At 52.4% G+C, this 19,374-nt stretch carries 16 protein-coding genes and 1 tRNA gene; all 17 read right to left on the bottom strand.

Annotated features, from left to right (window positions below; translation table 11 throughout):
- Positions 1-65: 65 nt before the first annotated feature.
- The gene (locus GSQ86_RS03135) at positions 66-1,424 is read right to left on the bottom strand and encodes an MBOAT family protein (RefSeq protein ID WP_216840988.1); all 1,359 of its coding nucleotides are present in this window, start codon (positions 1,422-1,424) and stop codon (positions 66-68) included.
- A 102-nt stretch (positions 1,425-1,526) separates the two neighbouring features.
- On the bottom strand, positions 1,527-3,713 hold the full coding sequence (locus GSQ86_RS03130) for a glycosyltransferase (protein ID WP_158748503.1): 2,187 nt from the start codon (positions 3,711-3,713) through the stop codon (positions 1,527-1,529).
- Positions 3,714-3,776: 63 nt separating this feature from the next.
- The gene (locus GSQ86_RS03125) at positions 3,777-5,186 is read right to left on the bottom strand and encodes an O-antigen ligase (protein WP_158748502.1); all 1,410 of its coding nucleotides are present in this window, start codon (positions 5,184-5,186) and stop codon (positions 3,777-3,779) included.
- Between the two features lie 24 nt (positions 5,187-5,210).
- Positions 5,211-6,971 carry a hypothetical protein gene (locus GSQ86_RS03120; protein ID WP_158748501.1) on the bottom strand — a complete coding sequence of 587 codons (1,761 nt, stop codon included), beginning with the start codon at positions 6,969-6,971 and terminating at the stop codon, positions 5,211-5,213.
- An 86-nt stretch (positions 6,972-7,057) separates the two neighbouring features.
- Positions 7,058-7,954: a hypothetical protein gene (locus GSQ86_RS03115; RefSeq protein WP_158748500.1), complete on the bottom strand. Its 897-nt coding sequence runs from the start codon at positions 7,952-7,954 to the stop codon at positions 7,058-7,060.
- A 42-nt stretch (positions 7,955-7,996) separates the two neighbouring features.
- Positions 7,997-8,084: transfer RNA gene (locus tag GSQ86_RS03110), tRNA-OTHER, on the bottom strand.
- Positions 8,085-8,104: 20 nt separating this feature from the next.
- Positions 8,105-9,010: a glycosyltransferase family 2 protein gene (locus GSQ86_RS03105; protein ID WP_158748499.1), complete on the bottom strand. Its 906-nt coding sequence runs from the start codon at positions 9,008-9,010 to the stop codon at positions 8,105-8,107.
- A gap of 17 nt (positions 9,011-9,027) precedes the next feature.
- Positions 9,028-9,258: an acyl carrier protein gene (locus GSQ86_RS03100; RefSeq protein WP_158748498.1), complete on the bottom strand. Its 231-nt coding sequence runs from the start codon at positions 9,256-9,258 to the stop codon at positions 9,028-9,030.
- A 22-nt stretch (positions 9,259-9,280) separates the two neighbouring features.
- Entirely contained in the window at positions 9,281-10,981 is a 1,701-nt protein-coding gene (locus GSQ86_RS03095; RefSeq protein ID WP_158748497.1) for an HAD family hydrolase, read from the bottom strand.
- 34 nt (positions 10,982-11,015) lie between these two features.
- Complete coding sequence (locus tag GSQ86_RS03090; RefSeq protein ID WP_158748496.1) at positions 11,016-11,945, bottom strand: AAC(3) family N-acetyltransferase; 930 nt, start codon at positions 11,943-11,945, stop codon at positions 11,016-11,018.
- Positions 11,942-12,883 (bottom strand): glycosyltransferase family 2 protein, encoded by a 942-nt coding sequence (locus GSQ86_RS03085; RefSeq protein WP_158748495.1) that lies wholly within the window; start codon positions 12,881-12,883, stop codon positions 11,942-11,944. The genes GSQ86_RS03090 and GSQ86_RS03085 overlap by 4 nt, the downstream gene beginning before the upstream one ends.
- Before the next feature lie 67 nt (positions 12,884-12,950).
- Positions 12,951-14,240, bottom strand: coding sequence for a DegT/DnrJ/EryC1/StrS aminotransferase family protein (locus GSQ86_RS03080; RefSeq protein WP_158748494.1), 1,290 nt, complete (start codon positions 14,238-14,240; stop codon positions 12,951-12,953).
- Positions 14,241-14,299: 59 nt separating this feature from the next.
- Positions 14,300-14,956, bottom strand: coding sequence for a formyltransferase family protein (locus GSQ86_RS03075; protein WP_158748493.1), 657 nt, complete (start codon positions 14,954-14,956; stop codon positions 14,300-14,302).
- 47 nt (positions 14,957-15,003) lie between these two features.
- A complete protein-coding gene (locus GSQ86_RS03070) occupies positions 15,004-16,002 on the bottom strand; it encodes a Gfo/Idh/MocA family protein (RefSeq protein WP_216840987.1) in 999 nt (332 codons plus the stop codon).
- A 110-nt stretch (positions 16,003-16,112) separates the two neighbouring features.
- Positions 16,113-17,252, bottom strand: a complete 1,140-nt coding sequence (locus tag GSQ86_RS03065) for a sugar transferase (RefSeq protein WP_158748492.1) — start codon at positions 17,250-17,252, stop codon at positions 16,113-16,115.
- Between the two features lie 221 nt (positions 17,253-17,473).
- Complete coding sequence (locus GSQ86_RS03060; protein ID WP_158748491.1) at positions 17,474-18,403, bottom strand: CpsD/CapB family tyrosine-protein kinase; 930 nt, start codon at positions 18,401-18,403, stop codon at positions 17,474-17,476.
- Entirely contained in the window at positions 18,400-19,359 is a 960-nt protein-coding gene (locus tag GSQ86_RS03055) for an ExeA family protein (protein WP_158748490.1), read from the bottom strand. Before GSQ86_RS03055 ends, GSQ86_RS03060 begins: the two co-directional genes overlap by 4 nt.
- Positions 19,360-19,374 lie beyond the last annotated feature (15 nt).

The following is a 19,374-nucleotide window of genomic DNA, read 5'->3' as shown; positions in this document are numbered from 1 at the left end:
CCGCCGAATAAGTTTTCGGCGACAGAAGCTGACCGGATCTCGCTGATTTTTGCAGAAGCATATTTTTAGAATTGGAAGTAGATGAATTGCGTCTTTTTGTAAATTCCAAACATCACCACTGTCATTACCAGGGACGCATACAGCGTCCATCGTGCCGGAAGCGGCAACTTCTGTATCAGGTTTGGCACTGAGACCGCTCTGCCCCAGAGCTGGCCGATTTCAAGCACGAGAATGGATGCAATCGCCACGGGCATCTGACGAAGCAGGAACTGCTCGGTTGCAATCTGATGGAAATTCCAGCCGCTTCCCAAATGTGTGAACACGTAAGCGGCGTCGCCAATATTCCGGGCACGGAAGACGATCCATGCGAAACAGGTCAAAACCACTGTACTGGCTAGCATGATCACCTTGCGGATGCGTGTATCTTCCTGCAATCCAAAGAGAGCAAAGAGCCGGTCTCTCCATTCTTTGGTAAGCCATCCAAATACGAGATAGAAGCCATTCAGCAGCCCCCAGATCACATAGGTCCAGTTCGCTCCATGCCATAGACCGCTGACGCCAAAGGTGACCAGCAGATTGAAAATATGCCGGTTCTTTCGCACTCGGCTTCCGCCGAGGGGAACATATACGTAGTCCTTGAACCACGTAGAGAGCGAGATATGCCAGCGCCGCCAGAATTCCGAAGTGGACAATGAGTAGTACGGAGTTCTGAAATTCTCCATCAGCCGGAAGCCTAGAACCTGCGCCGCCCCAATTGCGATATCGGAGTATCCGGAGAAGTCGCAGTAGATCTGATAGGCAAAGAAGACAGTGGCGATGGTTAATTGCAGACCGTTATAGGCACGCGGATACGTATATACGTCATTCACGTAGAGCGCGAGCCGGTCCGCGACAACAAGCTTCTTAAAGAAACCCCAAGCCATCCTTTTGAGCCCGGCCGTCACATTCACATAAGAAAACTCATGCCAGTCTCTGAATTGATGCAACAGATTCTGTGGCCGTTCAATCGGTCCGGCAACCAGCTGCGGGAAGAACATGACATACGTCGCATACACAAGAAAGTTACGTTCTGCACGCTGATTTCCTCTATACACCTCAATGACATAGCTAAGGCTCTGGAAGGTGTGGAATGACAGCCCGATCGGCAGGATGATAGACAGGACTGGCCGGGGCAGGTTCCAGCCCAGCAACTGGACCACACTCACAAAGCTGCCGACGAAGAAACCGTAATATTTGAAGATGAAGAGTACCGTGCAGGTGGACAGAATACTCACCCACAGCAGTGTCTTCCTTCCGTGACCTTCCATCCGCTCGATATAGATTCCCGCGAAGTAATCGATAAGAATCGTGACCAGCAGAATCAGGATGTAGGAAGGAATGAAAGCCATGTAGAACAGGCAACTGGCAGCCAGTAACCATGGCACCCTCCATCGCTGGGACAGAAGGAAATATCCTCCGACCACAATCGGGAAGAAGATCGCAAATTGTAGAGAATTGAAGAGCACGAGAATAATCGAAGGGTAAAGCTATTTGCGGGCCATTTCTACTGCGCGGCTTGAGAGGCTGACATTATGTTTAAACCGTAAATGTTGCCAGCGGATGCGGGATATGTCCCACAGCATACGAATCGAGTCGGAGACGAGATTTACTTTCGATCCAGGCTGTGCAACCCAATTCACCGGAACCTCGCAGACACTTAGAGACAGCTGCCGTGCGATAAAGAGCGCTTCGACATCGAAGGCAAAACCAAGCGTCTTCTGGCGGGAAAAGATCTCCATCGCCGCTCCGTGGCTAAACATCTTGAAGCCGCACTGTGTATCGGCAATACCTTGAATCGCAAACAGATTGACGAAGAACGCGAATACACGACCGATGATTCTACGATGAATCGAAGTCTGCACTTTCACTTCGCTCTCGCCGTGGAGAGCTCTCGATCCGATGGCAACATCATAGCCCGATTCAAGCGCGCTCAACAGCTTGATGGTCTCATCCAGTGGTGTTGCTCCATCAGCATCCATGAACAGGATGTAACGGCCACGCGCGTTGAGCATTCCCATGCGCACAGCTGAGCCCTTCCCCATATGTGGGCACGCGAGCGCGCGTACTCTGCTATCGCGAGCCTCAAAAAGACGCGCCAGTTTCAGAGTTTCGTCCTGGCTGCCGTCGTCCGCAATAACGATTTCGTAGTCGAGCTTCTGTGCCGAACACCAGCCGATGGTCTCAAGTACCGTTCGAGGTAGCCGATTCTGTTCGTTGTAGGCTGGGATAACAAACGAAATCTGAACATCGTTTCGCTGGTTTGGGTTTTCGTCCTCCACTCCAGCTAACGGTCTTAAGTCCATGTAACTCTCCTTGCCGGCACGCGACTGCGCTACTAAAACCTGATCATCTTCCTCATCCGCAATACGACCACGGTCGTCCATCACTCCTGCGGACGCGACGGTCGTGTCTAGCTGCTCTTCGGTGCTTGTCTTACCCAGCAAACCGCACAGATAAATCGCTGCGAAAATTGATACGAATGGAATCAGCGGAATGCTGTATCTCGCCTGGGCGAGAATTGGCGCATACACCGCGATCGTATATGCCATGAAGAGAAGCAGAGGAGCCACAATCTTTCCTAATCTTCTTCTGATCGCGATCCTGAGCCCCAAAAAGCCCAATACGAGATATGGCAATTGCACCAACAGGTTGATGGCAGTGGCGAGCCATGTTTTGCCGGCAATCCAGAAATTCACGAGATTCAGACTCACACACTTCACAAAAAGCAGAGGATGCTGCCGGTACTCACCTACAACCCGATTCAACAGGAATTTCGAAAACTTCAGCTCGTCCGGACTCTGATAGAAGGTCTGATAGTAAAAATCGTCTTCGAAGTGAAATCCCGCATCTGTTGCCAACTGAGCGCGTTCTCTCGCTGCTTCGCGATCTAAAAGCCACCAAGGCTTTCCGCTGAATAGGTGGGTATCAATATACTGGCCGGCGTGAGCAGACACGCCCATGACACTCGCAGTCGGAACAAACTTCTTCGTCAAGGAGTAGTTGCGGATAATCCAAGGCGAGAGAAAGGCAAACATGAAAAGAATCATGATGGCCGTGTTGCGGACTGTCGCAGCAGCCGACGAACGGCGTCTTTCGCCGACAAGTAGATAAACTCCCCAGAAGAGCGGGAAGAACATGGGAACGCTTCTCACCAACACTGTGATCCCAAGAACAGATCCGGCCAGGATATAGCTTCCCCACTTGCCGTTTTCCAGGCACTTGTAAAGCAAGAGCACAAGTAGGGTCGTCAATAACCCGTAGAGAATTTCCAGGCCGCCGCGGCACTCGGCCAGCAAAACTCCGGGGTGCAGCAAAAACAGGATCGGAGCTATATATGAGACAAGCAAATCGTCCCATAGTCTCCGGCAAAGTAGCGCCAGGAGTCCTGCTGTGGCGAAGGCCATCAGTACATTGGCTATCTTGATGACTGTAAATGCAGGCCCAAACAGAAGACCCAGTCCCGCCAGAAACACGGGAAAACCAGGCTCCCGCATCATAGTAAGAGCAGTTTGCGGATAGAAGCGATAACCATGCCCGTGAAGGAGATTATCGGCTAGTTGATCGTACCCATCTGTAACGCCATTTTGATTGTAGGCGGAAGAAGCATGCGTGGTGAAAGCGTTGCTGATGGCAAAAAGAACAATAAAATGGAGTGCGATTAATGCGACACTCACTCCAACCCACCGGGATGTTGACCACTGTCTCATTTAGGCTCGTAACGGGTTCTGTGATTTCAGTTAGCGGGCGACTAACATCGATTCCGTATGTACATCTGGCATCTTCTCGCGTTGCACAATCGCAGGTTGGGCTTTACGTAGGCTGACCTTCGGCAGTGGAAATTCGACTAGCATCATCAGCGTCGTAAACCAGATTGGTCCCATGCGGGCAAACGTCGATTCTGAGATGTTGTAGATAATCGCAACGATCAGAAATGCAAATCTGGCGCGATGATAGTGAGTCTTGTCACGGCCCGGCCCCAGGTGGCTCATGATGTTATAACCGCAGGCCGTCAGCATGATGACCAGTATGCACAGCCCGGTAATCCCTCCGTCGAGAAAGAGATCCACATACCCGTTATGAGCATTGGGAATGATGGCGTGCATAGACTCGTTCACCGCGTATCCGCCCGGCCCGCCCCAGAAGTTCCAATAACCTGAACCGATAATGGGATTTACGGTGTTAAGCGAAATGTGCTTCCAGATATCTGTTCGCCCCGTGAAAGTCAGGTTGCGGCCCATGGCTTCTGTCAGCGGTCCGAGTATGGAGGCAAACTGCTCAGCAAAGAATACAAAGTACGGGACGAAGAGCGTGGCTCCCAATATCGCGATATTAATGGGCTTGGACATCAGCCAACCGCTGCGGCAGATTAACAACGTTCCAACCAGCGTACACATCAAAGCCGTCTTACTCTGCGAGAGGTTCAGCAGCTGCGCGCCAATCACAAGCAGGATTACAATTTCCCACGGGATCTTCCCGATCCTGAACTTTGCTCCGGGAGGCCGCGATTCAAGGTAATCCCAGACCATGAACAGCGTGAAGATCAGTACTATTTCGCCAAGGGAGTTCTTCTGTGTCGTCACGCCCGTAAGCATTACATCTCCCGCGATGCCGTAGGACCGGCCGTATACAGGAAAATATTTGATGAATACGATCGAGAGTGGAAGCAGCAGAAACCCGCAGCGAACATAAATAGCTCGCATCGCCTGCAGCGGTTCCTTTTCAGAAAGAACGACCGCGATCACGAATAGCAGACCGAAGTCCTTGATAATTCTTTTTGTTGAACCTATCGGATCGCTCGACCACATGATGCTGATTGCGAAGTAGAGATAGAAAAGCATGATTGCAGGATTACTTGCAAAAAGCTTGCCCCACTTGAAACCCTTCCGCGACGCCAAAATAAGCGAACTCGCCAGCACAGAGAAATAAAACATCTGATCGATACTGCTTGTCGCAACGTCGTTGGCCATCTCCGTGCTGGCATGAATCGTACCTCCCGAAGCCCATATGGATGCAGGCCGCGAGCCCAGTATCAATATCAGCATGGTGGGAACCCATACTCTCGCGCTTACTGTCTTACGTCTGCGGCAATCGCGCCAGATCAAAAAGAAGCTGAAGGTCAGAGACGCGGCTAGAGTAAATGTTGGCATGTGCGATGTGATCTGCTATGTGACTTATTGCGCATCGAGAAACAGCCGATGCTGAAGTTCAAGGGTAAGTAACCTATGAATCTCTGTCGTGTAATTGCGATTTCCCTTGAGGTGGCCGCTCACCATCGCCTCCACCGTCTTGCGCTGAACATATGGCCGCGACAGTGTGCGCGAATCTAAGAGCATCTCCTTAACATAGGAGGAGAGAGCATCCCGATACCACACGCGAAAGTGGCAGAACTTATGACGTCCCAGGAAGAGATGCTCCAGGTGCAGACGCGACAGCGCATGATCGATGCGAGCCATCCACTGCGGCATCCCATAGTCATAAGCGTATTCCGCTTTAAAGGTGAACTCTAGCACGCCTCGCGACATGCGCGATAATACGCCGCCACCAACGCCAAGCCCGCGATCTGTCGGAATGCGGTGCAAAGCCGCACTTCCGTCAGCGATCAATCGTCCGCAGTCGCTGTTGTCTTCGAAGATATCGCTCTTTACGATCTCCGATTTAGGCGCCCTGAACGCTGTCTGAACAAGATCGTTATCGAGGAACGGCGACCTCAGCGAAAGCTGCGTTTGCTCAAGCGAAAGCAATCCATACTGATACCACGGAGCCTGACGAAAGGCAGTGAAGGTAACTGCGTGTCCTTGAGAGAGCCGATGGAAGGTATCCTTCGCGCGGTCGACATGCGAAAGAAATTCCGGCTGAAAGAGTCCACTCGCTGGCGCTGTTGGCTTGAATGCTCGCAGCCGCCGCAGGATTTCGCTGCCATAGTTGCCAGTCATTCTTATGGGGGCAATTTGTGCGGCTAGCTCGTTCGCATAGAGATCAGCAGACCGCTGTACAGTCACGCATCCATCAGCCAGGTAGACGGCGCGCTCAGCATAGTGTGCAAACCGCGAGAGAAACTCACTGCCCAGCGGTATCACCTGATAAGGCTGCCCGCATGCTTCCGCCACTTTTCGGGCAATGATCACGTCCTGGCATTCACGGTATGGGCCGCCAAACGTATATGTAGGCAGCGATTCCGGAGCAGCTTTCCACCACGCCATAATCATGCGTGTGTCGAGACCGCCTGTCAGCGAAACCCCGACCTTCTCGTCGCCGCCAAAGTAGCGCGGCAAATTGCGCGAGAACACTTCCTGCAGCTGCCTGTAGTAGGCTTCCGGTTCAAGAGGCCCTTGGTTTTCCCATTCTGACGGCTCGAAGTATTTCCCTTTGTTCTGTAGAGCGCCGTTTCGGAAAACCCATGCTGAAGCCGTTGGCAGCACATGAATGTCCTGGAAGAGTGTGCGGTCTTCAAGCACACAACCACAAGCTACGAACTCACCAAGACTTTGCTGATTTGGCGTGCGCAGTTCCCGGCGCACAGCAAGAATGGATTTCGCTTCGGCGGCGAAATAGAAGGCTTCCGGTGACTCATGATAGTACAACCGATGCATGCCGAAGCGATCGTTAAAGAGCGTGGCGGTTCCAGAGGTAGAATCGATGAGCAGTCCCTGAAACTTACCGTTCAGGCTGCGAGGAAACGACAAATCTTCTTCCGCAAGATGAACGAGATATGCTGCGCTTCTGGTCTCGAATGAGTGACCGCGCTGCTTCAGCTGCGCATAAACATCGGGATCGGGATATTCCTCCCCGGAAAAGAAGAGAATCTTATCGTTCTGCTCATTGTAGATCGGCATTACATCTGCAAAAGAATTCTTGCGCGCAACCCAGCCAATATAAATTCCCGCGGCTTCATTCGCCCAGGTTCCTTCTGTATAAAAGGATTCGTGACGCATGGTAGCTACCATCTTCTGCAGCTGCGGCTCCGCCCAAGCACGCGACTTTTTTGTAATAATTCCAACGATTCCAGGCATGATCAGCTCTACGAAGCCTCCGTGGCTGTTTCGAACCTGCGGTTGTACCATGCTTCGCGATATTCACGCAGACGCGACGCAACCGATTCCGGAATATAGTCTGTGAGCCGGTGCTGCAATCCGAGACGGACAGCAGCAGCGCCAAGCTGCGTTAGCGGAACATAGTAGCGTGGCACATCCATGCGCTGGAAAGCGTTGCGTTCTTTGAAATCTCTGAGGCTGTCCTGCTGCTTTTTGCCGTAGTCGAAGTTCGAATACACCAGAAAAGGAATTCCACGCTCTGCGCAGGAGCGAACAGCGCGCGCCACCAACGCATTCGTGGGAGCCTTGTCCCGCTGCTGGATGAGAGAGACAATGTTCATCAACCCGGCCTGAGTGCGGCTCTCATCGCTCACCAGCTTCACAAAGCCGATAAGTTTCTCTTCGAGGTACGCACCGATGAAGACACTGCTATCAAGATAAGTAGCTTCTTCCTTATAGACGGTGGCAAAGTCTTTGCCGTAATGTGCAAACCGTCGGCCTTGGCGAATCGGCGATTCATTGTAGATTTCCCATATCCCATGAACAAGCTCGTCATTGAACGGCACTTCACGAATCACAACACCCTTTTTCTCGGCCTGCTTGGCTTTGTTTCTCGCCTTGAATCCAATCTGCTTCATCCACCAGTTTTCGAATGTGGAAATAGGAATCGCAGCAAAATTGTCCCATTCCATTGGAAATTTGTATTTGGGCTCTGTCGAGGGTAAGCCCTGCATGAAGGTAAAAATGTCAGCTTTCACTCTGGCCTTACGCAGCTCCTCAATAAATGATCCAGCATCTTCGAGGAACTGATACTTGTCAGCATCCAGGCGAGCGATCTTCAGCCAACGCCCGCTTACTCTGATTTCCTTATTGCTCACTTTCATGCCTGATAACCTGAGTCCTCGATCTAGTACTTCTCGAAAATTTGGCGGAGAGAGGTAGGATTCGAACCTCCGGATGGTTTCCCATCGCAGCCAGCAAGCTGGCCGCTGCCTTACCAACGGCGATCTCTCCGCATGACGACAGTTCTATCGCTATTCCGTAACGTAGCGCTGTCGAATTGGATTCAGGCCGACGACAGCGAACAATCGGCCCATGTGATATGACAACTTGAAAACGCATGTCATGAACTTTGCCTGTCCGAAAATGAAAGCAATCGGCAAAGCTAATGCATATACCGGCGCGGACACAACCGCTTGCAGCAGCCGCAACGGCTGGAGCCCATGGTTCCGTTGTGCAAAGATGCCACGGAACAACGCCCGGCGAATGAGAAAGCTGCGTTTCCAGCGAACAGCAGGCACCACTTCATAAATGGTGGCTTCATGACACCATATGAACTGATGCCCTTTTTCAATCTTTCTTCGGAAAAAATCCTGGTCTTCGCCTGACAAGCACTCCGGATTAAATGGCTGCTCGTCAGTGGCGAAGAGTTCGCGTTTTAACAGCACATTGCCGGTCCGGCAATTTCTCCACGCAAGTTTCATTCCGGTTGGATGGCTTGGCCGCGAATAGAACCCGCCCTCAATAATCCATTGTGGGGTATCTTCGTCGAAATGAGGATCCACAGGACCCAGAACACCATCGGCTTCGCAGCCCTGAAGCGTTTTGAATAATGTCAGCAGCCACTCCTGAATCGGAAGCTCATCATCATCCATGAAAGCTACGAAATTCCCCGTGGCGCTCTCGACAGCCTTATTGCGTGCTAGAGCGATACCTTGCCGAGCTTCAACAACATAGTTGATAGGCACACGGCATTCTAATGCCATTTGCGCAGCAATCTCTCGTCCACTCTCATTTTTATCGTTATCAACGACCACGATAGTGAAGGTGAACAGATCATCTTTGCGTTGCATGCAGGCAGCTTCGAGCGCGCGCCTAAGCAACTCCGGACGCTTATAGGTGCAGATGCAGACGGAGATATGTGGCTGTTGATAGGTCATAACTCGCGGAGTTGCGCTTAAACGCTCACGCCTTTGCGGGCGAGAATAGCCTTGATTGCCAATAGGTTGCTGAAATTATCGGGCGCGATTTCATCAACGTCGATAAATACGTCGTAATGGGTCTCAAGTGCGGCTACCAGCGCCGTTAGGTCAAGTGAATCCAGCATGCCCTGGTCGAAGAAATTCTCCGCGTTCGAGAAATTCTGCGCAGGCCGTATTTCATTCAGAATTGCGATTACTTCTTCCATAGAACATTCGCTGATTTTTGCTTCAGCGTTCCTCCATCAGGTTGATTTGGGGTGGAATGACAACTCGGCCCGGATCGATCGCACCGCTTTCGACACTGGAAAACTTGCTTGCAAAGAAATCTTTGGCCGGGCCATTTCGTGGGCCATCAACCGGCGGTGCCATAATGCGCTCCGCTCCCGCAGCTTTCGCCTGCGCCAGCGTGTACCCAAGCAGCGCCTCTTCTACCTTCTTGCCCATCACTCGGCAGCTCATCACAAAGTCAACGATTCTTGCTTCGGACCCAGTGAGTGAAAGACTGGCCAGGCCGGTAAGACCGAAGTTGCCGAATCGATCGGAGACATCGAAGGTATACGCGGCGTTGCTTGGTTGTTCTGCCCAATCCCAGAGGCTCTTCTCGTCCAAACGACGAAGGCTTAGATTGAACTGGTTCGTCTTATTCAGCAGTTGTGCCGCCCGCGGCAGGCTATCCCGACATAACGGAGCCGCCTGCACTTTAATCTGCAGCGAATTCAACCAATTCTCTACATCACCGCTAAGATCGAGAGCTTCCTTGCGGCCGCGCTCGGCCCGATACATGGTTGTTCGCTCTAAATCTTCCTTACCGATACTCGAAGTTTCAAAGCAACTGAGTGTCGAAAGAAACGATGCGTAATCGGCGGGAGATGATGGTAAATCCGGAGTGTATACCTGCGGAAGAACCTGCCTTATCTGCTCCCGTTCCTGCGGGCTGTCATCGAGGAACACAAACGAGTCAAGACCCAGATTCAATTCTTCGGCAAGGCTTAGCAAGTTCTCCGCTTTATCTCTCCAGTTGATTCGCCACGCAACAAAGTCGCTCTTGCGCAGAACCATCGCCGGATGCTCTTCAATTACTGACAGTGCATACGCTTCGTCGTTTTTGCTCGAGATCGCGAGCATAATGCCACGAGAACGGAGCCCCTTAAGTACCAGCTGAAAGGCAGAAAAGCATTCGCCTACCGGATCTGGCGCGCCAAGCTTGATGTTGTGCGAGCCGTCGTCTCCCACTACGCCGCCCCACAGTGTATTGTCGAGATCGCAAACGACTACCTTTTTCGTCTGCCCCAAGGATCCTCTCAGGATCGCCTTCATCTCTGCTGCAGCTTTTTCAAAGAGCTGCTGTGAGTACAGTATCTTGGCGAAGGCATACATGCGCGGATCGTATGCCGAACGGGTCAGGCTTGCCTGCCAATATGCGGCGTCGAGCAGAACGATGTTGTGGTGCGCGGCAAATTTCTCTGCGAGTAGGAGGTTCAGCCTGGCAATGAGATTCGCAACGCCAATTCCCTGCCGCCATGCGAGCGTTTGCACCCACCGCTCGTAAGTGGGGATTACCCACGTAGGCACCAGTACCATATCAACGCGATCCGCTGCACGAAGGACGGAATCGGCGAATTGTTCGGCCTCTGCAATGGCGGCTTCGTAAGCCGCAGCAGGCGATTCGCCTTCGAAGCGAATCAGCTTTCCGACTGAAGGAAGCGTAATGTGCGCCGCAGTCCATACAACAAGCACGTTAGGCTGAAACGTCCAAGCGGAATGATTCGCATCCAGCAGAATCTGAAACACCTGCCCGTATGGTGCTGCCGAAGTGACCACAGCCGGCGCTTCCTGGTTGCGCTCAAGCAGCCGACCGAGTGGCTCCAGCGTTGTATCGCCGGTCAGCAGCACGCGCCGTGCGTTCGGCTTATCTTTCATCTCGCTCATATCAGTTTCTTCCGTTCGCCTGAAATGCCTCAGTCTAGGCTTTTCCGTAAATCGTGATTCCGCGGTGTGCAGCTTCAATCAAACGATCTGTCAAAACTCCCGCGCTCGGAATCAGGAACATGGGAATTCCGTGATAGCGCCATTCCATCAACTCATTTGCAGAGAGCAAGGACCAGATAATCGTCAGATCTAATTTTTTGGTCCGGTCAGGCAGTCCCAATCTGTATTCAAAACGGCTGCCGTCGTAGTCGATAAGAGTGACCTGCGTAAACGGATTGGAAAATTTGATGGGGAAGGCTTCGCCCATCTGGTGGCCGGCCGTGTGGGCATGCGTTAGACAGCGATAGTATTCCACACCCAAGCCGAGAATCGCCGTGCGGCCACGTGTCATCACTCCGAAGGGGCTATCCGGGCTGAGGCCCGTTTCTGATAGGTGGTGACCGGTGGTTATCTCCTTCGCCAGTGGCCCGAGAGCGCAGACACTACAAGTCGGGTGCAGGCTCCGTAATACGTTAGGCGTCCTGCGAAAGATTTCTGCAATCAACCCGACTTCCGAAGGAGTGCGCCGGACATCAAATGGGTGCGTACGAAAATAAGCCGACGAATCATAGGTGCGGCCACCCATAACAAATGAAGGCATGACCAGCGTTCGGTTAGGTCCGCAGAAATCGATCAGGGCCGCGAGAAGTTCTTTCGCCGTGCCCTTATACATGGGAAGAAATCCATCGAACGAACTATGAACCATGAGGATTTCGAAATCGGCCGGCAGTCGACGCGACAAATCCGCAATCAATTCCTCAGTAGTAAAGGTCCCATGAACTAGCGACAGAACCGGTGCGCAACGTTTCCGCGCCAATCCCTGGAGCCGCTTCAGTTCCGTGCGCCGCTCCTGGCTCAATACACTGCGAAGAGCTGAGCGAACGCCCGCGCGTGCACTGTTCACGCCTTGATGGATCAATCTCACAGGCCACCTCCGCTCGAGCTTGGACGAGCCGCCATCTGCGGTGAAACTGCACCTTCCGCAATCTGGGGTTTACGAGCAATAAATCTCTTCAAGCGATTCATCTGTTCTTTCCCGCGAAAATCGATGAACTCCGCAGAAACCGACCGTGGACAACGAGTGATTGCAGCGTAGTAGTATCCAGCCAGCATCAAAGCACCACCGACGATGTACGGCGAATACTTCATCTGATAGGCGCACCGGAAGATATGCCATACCGGATGACTGCCAAGGCGGTAATCTTTCTCTCCCCACTTGAACTTGAGCTTCAGACCCTTGTTCATAGCGCTGTTCATCTGGCGATGATGTATGCAGACTTTGCCGAAGTATGTTCGGCTCTGCCATCCCTTCATCCGAGCGGTCACCACGGCAACCAAATCCACTCCACCACTCTCGAGCGGAGCGTACCCGCCGATCATCTCGAAACATTCGCGGCGGAAGAGCTGGCAACCGCCCCAAACACTATCGACACTGGTAAATCGGTAATCGTACTGATAATTTCCTTCCCGGAATGGAGCACCGAGAACGCCGACCTGCGGGTACTCAGCGAACCGCGCAATCAGTGATTCAAAGTGGTCCGCATCGAAAGATACGTCCGCATCCAGGTTGCCGATTACATCGAAATCGAGGTCTTTCACTCGCTCGTATCCGGCGTTGAAGGCATGTGCCTTACCCGCAAAGTGTCTCTCTTTGCGGTCTGGCATGCGCAGCAGCTCGATCCACGAATAGTCTGCAACGTATTTCCGAACGATCTCGTCCGTACCATCGGTGGAACCATCGCTGACTATCACCCATTTCAATGGGCGATGCGTTTGCTCCACCATGGACTGAAGCGTCAATCCGATGAATTGAGCTTCATTCCGCGCAGGTGTAATCAATACATAGTTTGAAGTTGCTGCCATGATTTCAGAGGTCACAGTAGAGGGAGGTTAGTTGCTGAAGTTGTTGAACACACACGACACGAAGCGATTACCGGCTCCGCGAAGCACCGCGTCCATTGCCGCCAACCGTTTGCAACAGAGCAGGATCAATCTCGCCAGCATCGCCTGCTTTCGTCACCAAAGCTGATTCGGATTTAGCGGCAAATGCCACGAGCTCGTCTGCTACACGTGCCTGTTGCTCGGCGGTGAGCTGAGGGAACATCGGAAGAGAAGCGATTTCGGCGGCTACCATTCTCGCAACGGGAAAGTCTTCCGGGCTGTATCCAAGCGATACGTAGGCCTTCTGCATATGCAGAGGAATCGGATAGTGAATCCCCGTGCCGATACCTGCAAGATTCATGTGGTTCACCAGGGCATCACGATCGGAAGTACGAATCACGTACAGGTGATATACAGCGTGTGACCATGACGGCTCATAGGGAAGAGTGATGGCCTCGATATCCCCGAGGATACGGTTGTATTCCGCAGCGCGATCCCGCCGGAGTGCATTCCATTTCGCCAGATGAGCCAGCTTCGCCTGTAGCAATCCAGCCTGTAATGCATCCAGGCGCCCGTTATAGCCTTCCACATTATGGTGGTACTTTCTGGCCTGGCCGTGATCGCGCAACATCTTGATCGTAGCCGCTACTTCATCGTCATTCGTCGTGACTGCACCAGCTTCACCACACGCTCCGAGATTCTTTCCCGGATAAAAACTGAATGCCGCGGCCTGGCCAACCGAGCCGGCCTTCATCCAGCAATTGAACTTCTCAGAGAAGTATTCGGCGCCATGAGCCTGGCACGCATCTTCCACTACAACCAGGCCGTATTCCTCAGCCAGTTGAAGGATCGCATCCATGTCAGCCATCTGACCGTAGATGTGGACCGGAACAATTGCAGTGACCGGACGCCCGCTTCTCACGCTGATCAGCTTGCCGGCGCTATCACGCACACACTGCTGATCCAGATAACGGCGCAACATCTCCGGCGACATATTGTAGGTGCGTTCGTCGATATCCACGAATTCCGGAAGAGCACCTGCCTGCGAGATGGCCTCCGTGGTTGCGATGAAAGTATGCGGAACGGTTACGACCACATCGCCATTCTCAACTCCACACGCCATGAGCGCAAAGCGCAGTGCATCGGTTCCGCTGCTTACGGCAACGGAGTGGCGCGCATCACAGAAAGCAGCAAATGTATTTTCAAATTCTTCGACCAAGGGACCGCCGATGAAACCTGCGTTCTTCAGTACACCTTTGAACACTTCGACCAACTCGCCCTCGAGTTCAGCATGCGGCGTGATCAGATCAAGGAACGGGATTTGCGTTGCATTATTCATTTTTGCTCCATGGTGAAAAATCGAAACCGTTTTTATATTTCAGACTTCTCCGCGTTTCATCAGTGCGCAGCGTGTACCGGTTCTGCCTGGCGGGTGAATTCGCTGCGTTCACCCAGTAGAGGATTATCCAGCTTGCTGTAATAACTCGCTTCCTCATGCTTTTGCTCACGCGCTTCAATCTTGTCGAGCATAGGAGCGGTTTGCTGGAACAGCGTCCATGCGTATTCCAGAGCGCGCCGGTATACATCAATGACCTCATCGAAGGCCGGGTAAATGGAGTACTTCACCTGACCAATGATTGGTCCGTCATCGATCCCCGGCGTGATCTCGTGGATGGTCACACCATGCTCGAGCTCTTCGTTCTTCAGCGCCCAATTGATAGGAGAGACACCGCGGTACTTAGGAAGCGGTCCATTGTGAAGATTGATGATTCTCTTACACCGGTCGATGAACCACGCTTTGATGATCTTGTCATAGAAGACTGATACCGCAAGGTCAATCGGCTCACCGGCTCCGAGTTGCGGCAGGTCTTTGTAATGGCCGGATTCGATGACCGGGATGCCGTTTGCTCTGCTCCACTCAGCCAGTGACTGCGTCCACTTAGGCTCTGGCATAACCGGAACAACGGCGGTCAGTTTGTATTTCTCTGATTGCAGGAACCAGTTGGCTACCTTGATCGCCAGGTCGCCTTTACCCATTACCACTACAGTCTGCATTTCAGCTGCTCCTTTAACAATAAGTACGAATGAGTGGAAGGGGAGATCTAGAGATAAACCAAGGTGCCCTTCTGTCGCAGCGATTCGGTGGCGGCTTCCAGCATCTTGACGACCCTCAGCCCGGCACAGCCGTTATTAAACGGCTCTTCGCCGCTCGAGATGCAATCTACGAAATAGGTGAGTTCCTGCTTTAACGCCTCCACCTGCTCCAACTGCGGAGACCACATATCACCAGAGCGATAGTTCACCAGCAATTCGTAAACACCTTCACGATTCCTGATATCTACGCCCTTGTCATATACCTTTACTTTTTCATCGGCTTCCAGATCGTTCCAGACAAGCATCCGCTTCTCGCCACCGATCAATGTGGTACGAACTTTCACCGGAGAAAGCCAATTGACATTCACATGAGCAATCACCTTTTCGGGAAAGTACAGCGTCATGTAGGCGACGTCTTCGTGCCCATTCAGGTGATTTTGGCCCGTCGCTACCACGGCTTCCGGGCTGCCGTTGATCAGGTGGTCCATGATCGAGAGGTCATGCGGAGCCAGGTCCCATAGCACGTTGATGTCATGCTGAAACAGACCGAGGTTCACACGGGTAGAGTCATAGTAATAGAGCTTTCCCAGCGTTCCTTCATCCATAAGCTGTGAAATCTTCTTCACCGCTCCAGTGAACAGGAACGTATGATCGACCATGATCTTCAGGTTCTTTCGCCGCGCGAGATTAATCAGATCTTCGCCTTGAGCGGTATTGCTGGTAAACGGCTTCTCGACAAAGACGTGCTTTCCATTTTCGAGAGCAGCTTTGGCCAGCTCATAGTGCGTCCAGACGGGTGTAATGACTGCGACAACGTCGATCTCAGGAGACGAGGTCACTTCTGAAGCGTCCGAGGTCACATGAATTTCCGGATACGCTTTTTGTGCGCGTTTCCGCGCTGTTGGACTTGCATCTGCGATCGCAAGCACGCGGGAATCTTCTAGGCTGGCAAGATTCCTTACGATATTCGGCCCCCAGTAGCCGTAACCTATAACACCGAAGTTCACGATGATCTACCGTTCTTCCAAAATTTTTAAAACTGTTGAGTATCTACTACTCGAAATCAGATGGGCCCTTGAACGAATAACTATGTGTTCGCCAAAATGACTTAGTCCTTCTAGTAAGCCCCTTTTAGGACTGCACCAGGCGTGCGCACCAGAATTTTGATATCCAGCCAGGGGGACCATGCCTTGGCGTACTGCAGATCGAGGCGAACCATTTCATCAAACTTGATGCGGTTTCTGCCATTCACCTGCCACAGTCCTGTAATGCCGGGCTTTACTTCAAGCACGCGGCGGCGATGCCATGTCTGGTAGGAAGCAACTTCGTATGGAATTGCGGGGCGGGGACCGACCAGGGACATGTCACCTGCGAGTACATTCAGAAATTGTGGAAGCTCATCAAGGCTGCTTCTGCGCAGAAACTTTCCGACCGAGGTGATTCTCTTATCGTTCGTGATCTTGTATACCTTTTCCCCTTTTCCGTGTAGGGGTTCAGCCGCATCACCCACAATCATCTTCGTCATGTATTCCTTGTGCGCGGTGTGGTCATTGTTGATATACATCGAACGGAATTTTAGAAAGGTAAAGCATTTTCCGTGTTGACCAACACGTTGTTGCCGGAAGAACACGGGCCCTCTCGAAGAAAGCTTCACCGCAAGGGCAATGGCGAGTAACACCGGAAGGCACACGATCAAAGTCAGCAGGCTGCCCGCGATGTCCATCAGACGCTTTATATTCAGCAAAGCCCGCTTGCGCTGATCGTGCTGCGAAAGGTCGGGATACAAAGCGTCATTACTTGGCCTCCCAGACATATCCTCATCCCATTCTTCAGGGAAAAAATGGAAGGAAATGCTCACCTGGTTGAACTGCTCAAACGTCAGCTTATCCCTTAGCGCAATGCTTACCCGGGTGAGAATCGTATTGAGGATCGAGGCTTTGTCGTCGATCACCAGTCCTGTGAAGATAGCTCCCACAATGGTCTGGTCCTGATACCAACCGATCACATCGGTCTCTCGCGTAGCTGCCTGCAATGCTACCAGCATGGTATCGAGTGCCTTTTGCATGCGGGTGGATTCATGGCGGTTCCCACCATCCAGAAGCATCAGCAGGAAGGGTTTGCCGGAACGCTCCGTTCGCTTGCGCTCAATTGCGATCATGCGGCGAAATGCGTCCTGATTCAGAGCTGAGCGATCGATGGGCGGCTCAGCCGACGACGTGCGTGCTTTTGTTTCCTCGATTGAACTCAGTAATGTCACTGAACCTTCTCCTTGCCTCAGTTGTGATCGCCGAATAGGCCGGGGCCGGGCCTTAAACGGCTCGATGGCTATGAAAGAAGTGGCGGGGAGGAAAAACCGGCTACGTTGAATGGTCGAGAAATGTGTGGATCGGTGTTCTGTCGAACCCGAGTAGCTTGGATGGATTGACGCAGCCGTTGTCTAACTTTGGGAGGGGGTGATAAGAGCGGCGGAGATGTATGCTACCGGTGAGCAGACGCATCCACTGGCGGCGAGCCATATCCATAGTAGTAATCGCTGTGCGATGAGCTACGGGAAGAATTCAATAGCGTTCCGATAAGTTTATGTTGATCGAGTGCTTCGATCCCTTTTATGAGTTGCTTCTTTTGCGTGGTCCCTTGGCGTGTTACCAGAAGAACTCCATCCGCTATCCGCGACCACACACTCGTGTCCGCTAAAGGCAGGACCGGTGGCGAGTCGATGACAACCCAATCAAACATCGAATTTAGCCGCTCCATCAGAGCGGTAAGCTTGGATGATTGCAGCAACTCCAACGGGTTAGTAGAAGGTGTTCCCGCCGGCAGATACCACAAATCCAGTTTTTCCAGGTGGTAAATGTTTCCCAGAGAATTGTGCTCTTCCTGCAGCCACTCGCAGATTCCAGGTGTCGGCTTGGTCCCGAACAACTGCGCTAAAGAAGGACGCCGCAAATCCCCATCAATTAGTAGAACTTTCTGGTTCTTCTTCCGGGCGAGCATAAATGCCAGGTTGGCAGCGACCATGCTCTTGCCTTCATGGGGAACCGTGCTGGTGATCAAAACCTTCTTGAGCGTGCGCTCCCGCTGTAGATGCCGAAGCCGAACGCCGAGGAAACGAAATTTTTCCGCCGCGAGGCTTCCGTTGTCGGTGAGCGACACCAGCTGGCTCTGAGGAGTGATTGACACTTCAAGAGCCGGAAACTGCGAGAAGATATCAGGAGTCTCATCCAGCAGCGCTACGGCACTCCGCTCCTCAACAGCAATCGAGGGCTGCGTTTTCTTCTCCACTTCCCATGCTGAGACAGACTGGCGCTCGACGACCTGCAACAGGTCTGCGGCCGCAGACAGTGTGGACGCGCCGCTGCCAGCCCGCTCCATTTCCGATTTTTGTAGTGCGTCAAATATACGGCTCATTTTCGCTCGCTGGTACGTACTTCCGGTGTATTCGTATCTGATTCGTGTAACGTGTAAAGGTCCAGAAGAGCGTTGATAGCTCTCTGTATATCAACCTCGCTATGCCCGTCCGTCTTGTGACCGGCATTCGGCCGAACCACACCCAGGCACAGATCGGTGGCTACATCCTCAATGACGTCCGGGGAAATACTCCGCATTTCTCTCGCATACCCGGTAATCAGTGCATTCTCACAGATCGTGTTAATCAGTCGTGGAAAGCCACGCGAGTGATGGTAGATAGCAGTAATGGCTGTTGGCGAGAAGATCGTGCTGGCCTGGTCGTCGGCTCCCGCAATTCGCAGACGCCGTTCGATGTAACCTCTCGCTTCGCTTTCACTCAGAGGATCGAGCCGTGCCCGAATCGCAATTCTCTGCTTCAGCTGGCGTAATCCGGTGGAATCCAGTTTTTCGTCCAGCTCCGGCTGCCCTACCAGCACAATCTGCAGCAACTTATCTTCCGCTGTTTCCAGATTCGTCAGCAGTCGGACCTCTTCGAGTATTTCTGCGGAAAGATGATGCGCCTCATCCACAATCAGAACCGTGCTTAGCTTCTTCTGTCCGCGCGCAATCAAAAACTGGCTCAGATCAAACAGCATCTCACTCTTGTTTTTGCCTGAAGAAGGAAGTCCGAAATCAGCAAGGATGTACTGCAGGAATTCTGTTGGAGATAGAAGGCTATTGAACAGATACGCGTACGCTACATCTTTGCTTTGTTGCAGTAGCTGCAGCAGGCACCGAAGCAATAAAGTCTTTCCCGTGCCCACTTCGCCCGTTACAACCACAAAGCCTTTATGCCGGCGCACTCCATAATAGAGGGCTGCGAGCGCCTCATCATGTCGACGCGTGGAAAAGAGAAACCTCGGGTCGGGAGTCAGCTCGAACGGGTTTCGGGTCAGATTGAAAAAAGTTTTATACATTGGCAGAACACTACA

Origin of the sequence: Acidobacterium sp. S8 (genome assembly GCF_009765985.1) — a bacterium.
GTDB lineage: Bacteria > Acidobacteriota > Terriglobia > Terriglobales > Acidobacteriaceae > Alloacidobacterium.
Note: the sequence above shows the minus strand (reverse complement) of the source record. Positions and strands in the feature narration are given on the sequence as shown.

Bases quoted from the DNA above. Each gene is read 5' to 3' on its own strand.
- GSQ86_RS03100 (WP_158748498.1), bottom strand. From the start codon at position 9,258: ATGGAAGAAGTAATCGCAATTCTGAATGAAATACGGCCTGCGCAGAAT.
- GSQ86_RS03055 (WP_158748490.1), bottom strand. From the start codon at position 19,359: ATGTATAAAACTTTTTTCAATCTGACCCGAAACCCGTTCGAGCTGACT.
- GSQ86_RS03115 (WP_158748500.1), bottom strand. From the start codon at position 7,954: ATGAAAGTGAGCAATAAGGAAATCAGAGTAAGCGGGCGTTGGCTGAAG.
- GSQ86_RS03075 (WP_158748493.1), bottom strand. From the start codon at position 14,956: ATGCAGACTGTAGTGGTAATGGGTAAAGGCGACCTGGCGATCAAGGTA.
- GSQ86_RS03095 (WP_158748497.1), bottom strand. From the start codon at position 10,981: ATGAGCGAGATGAAAGATAAGCCGAACGCACGGCGCGTGCTGCTGACC.
- GSQ86_RS03060 (WP_158748491.1), bottom strand. From the start codon at position 18,403: ATGAGCCGTATATTTGACGCACTACAAAAATCGGAAATGGAGCGGGCT.
- GSQ86_RS03105 (WP_158748499.1), bottom strand. From the start codon at position 9,010: ATGACCTATCAACAGCCACATATCTCCGTCTGCATCTGCACCTATAAG.
- GSQ86_RS03080 (WP_158748494.1), bottom strand. From the start codon at position 14,240: ATGAATAATGCAACGCAAATCCCGTTCCTTGATCTGATCACGCCGCAT.
- GSQ86_RS03125 (WP_158748502.1), bottom strand. From the start codon at position 5,186: ATGCCAACATTTACTCTAGCCGCGTCTCTGACCTTCAGCTTCTTTTTG.
- GSQ86_RS03120 (WP_158748501.1), bottom strand. From the start codon at position 6,971: ATGCGTCACGAATCCTTTTATACAGAAGGAACCTGGGCGAATGAAGCC.
- GSQ86_RS03085 (WP_158748495.1), bottom strand. From the start codon at position 12,883: ATGGCAGCAACTTCAAACTATGTATTGATTACACCTGCGCGGAATGAA.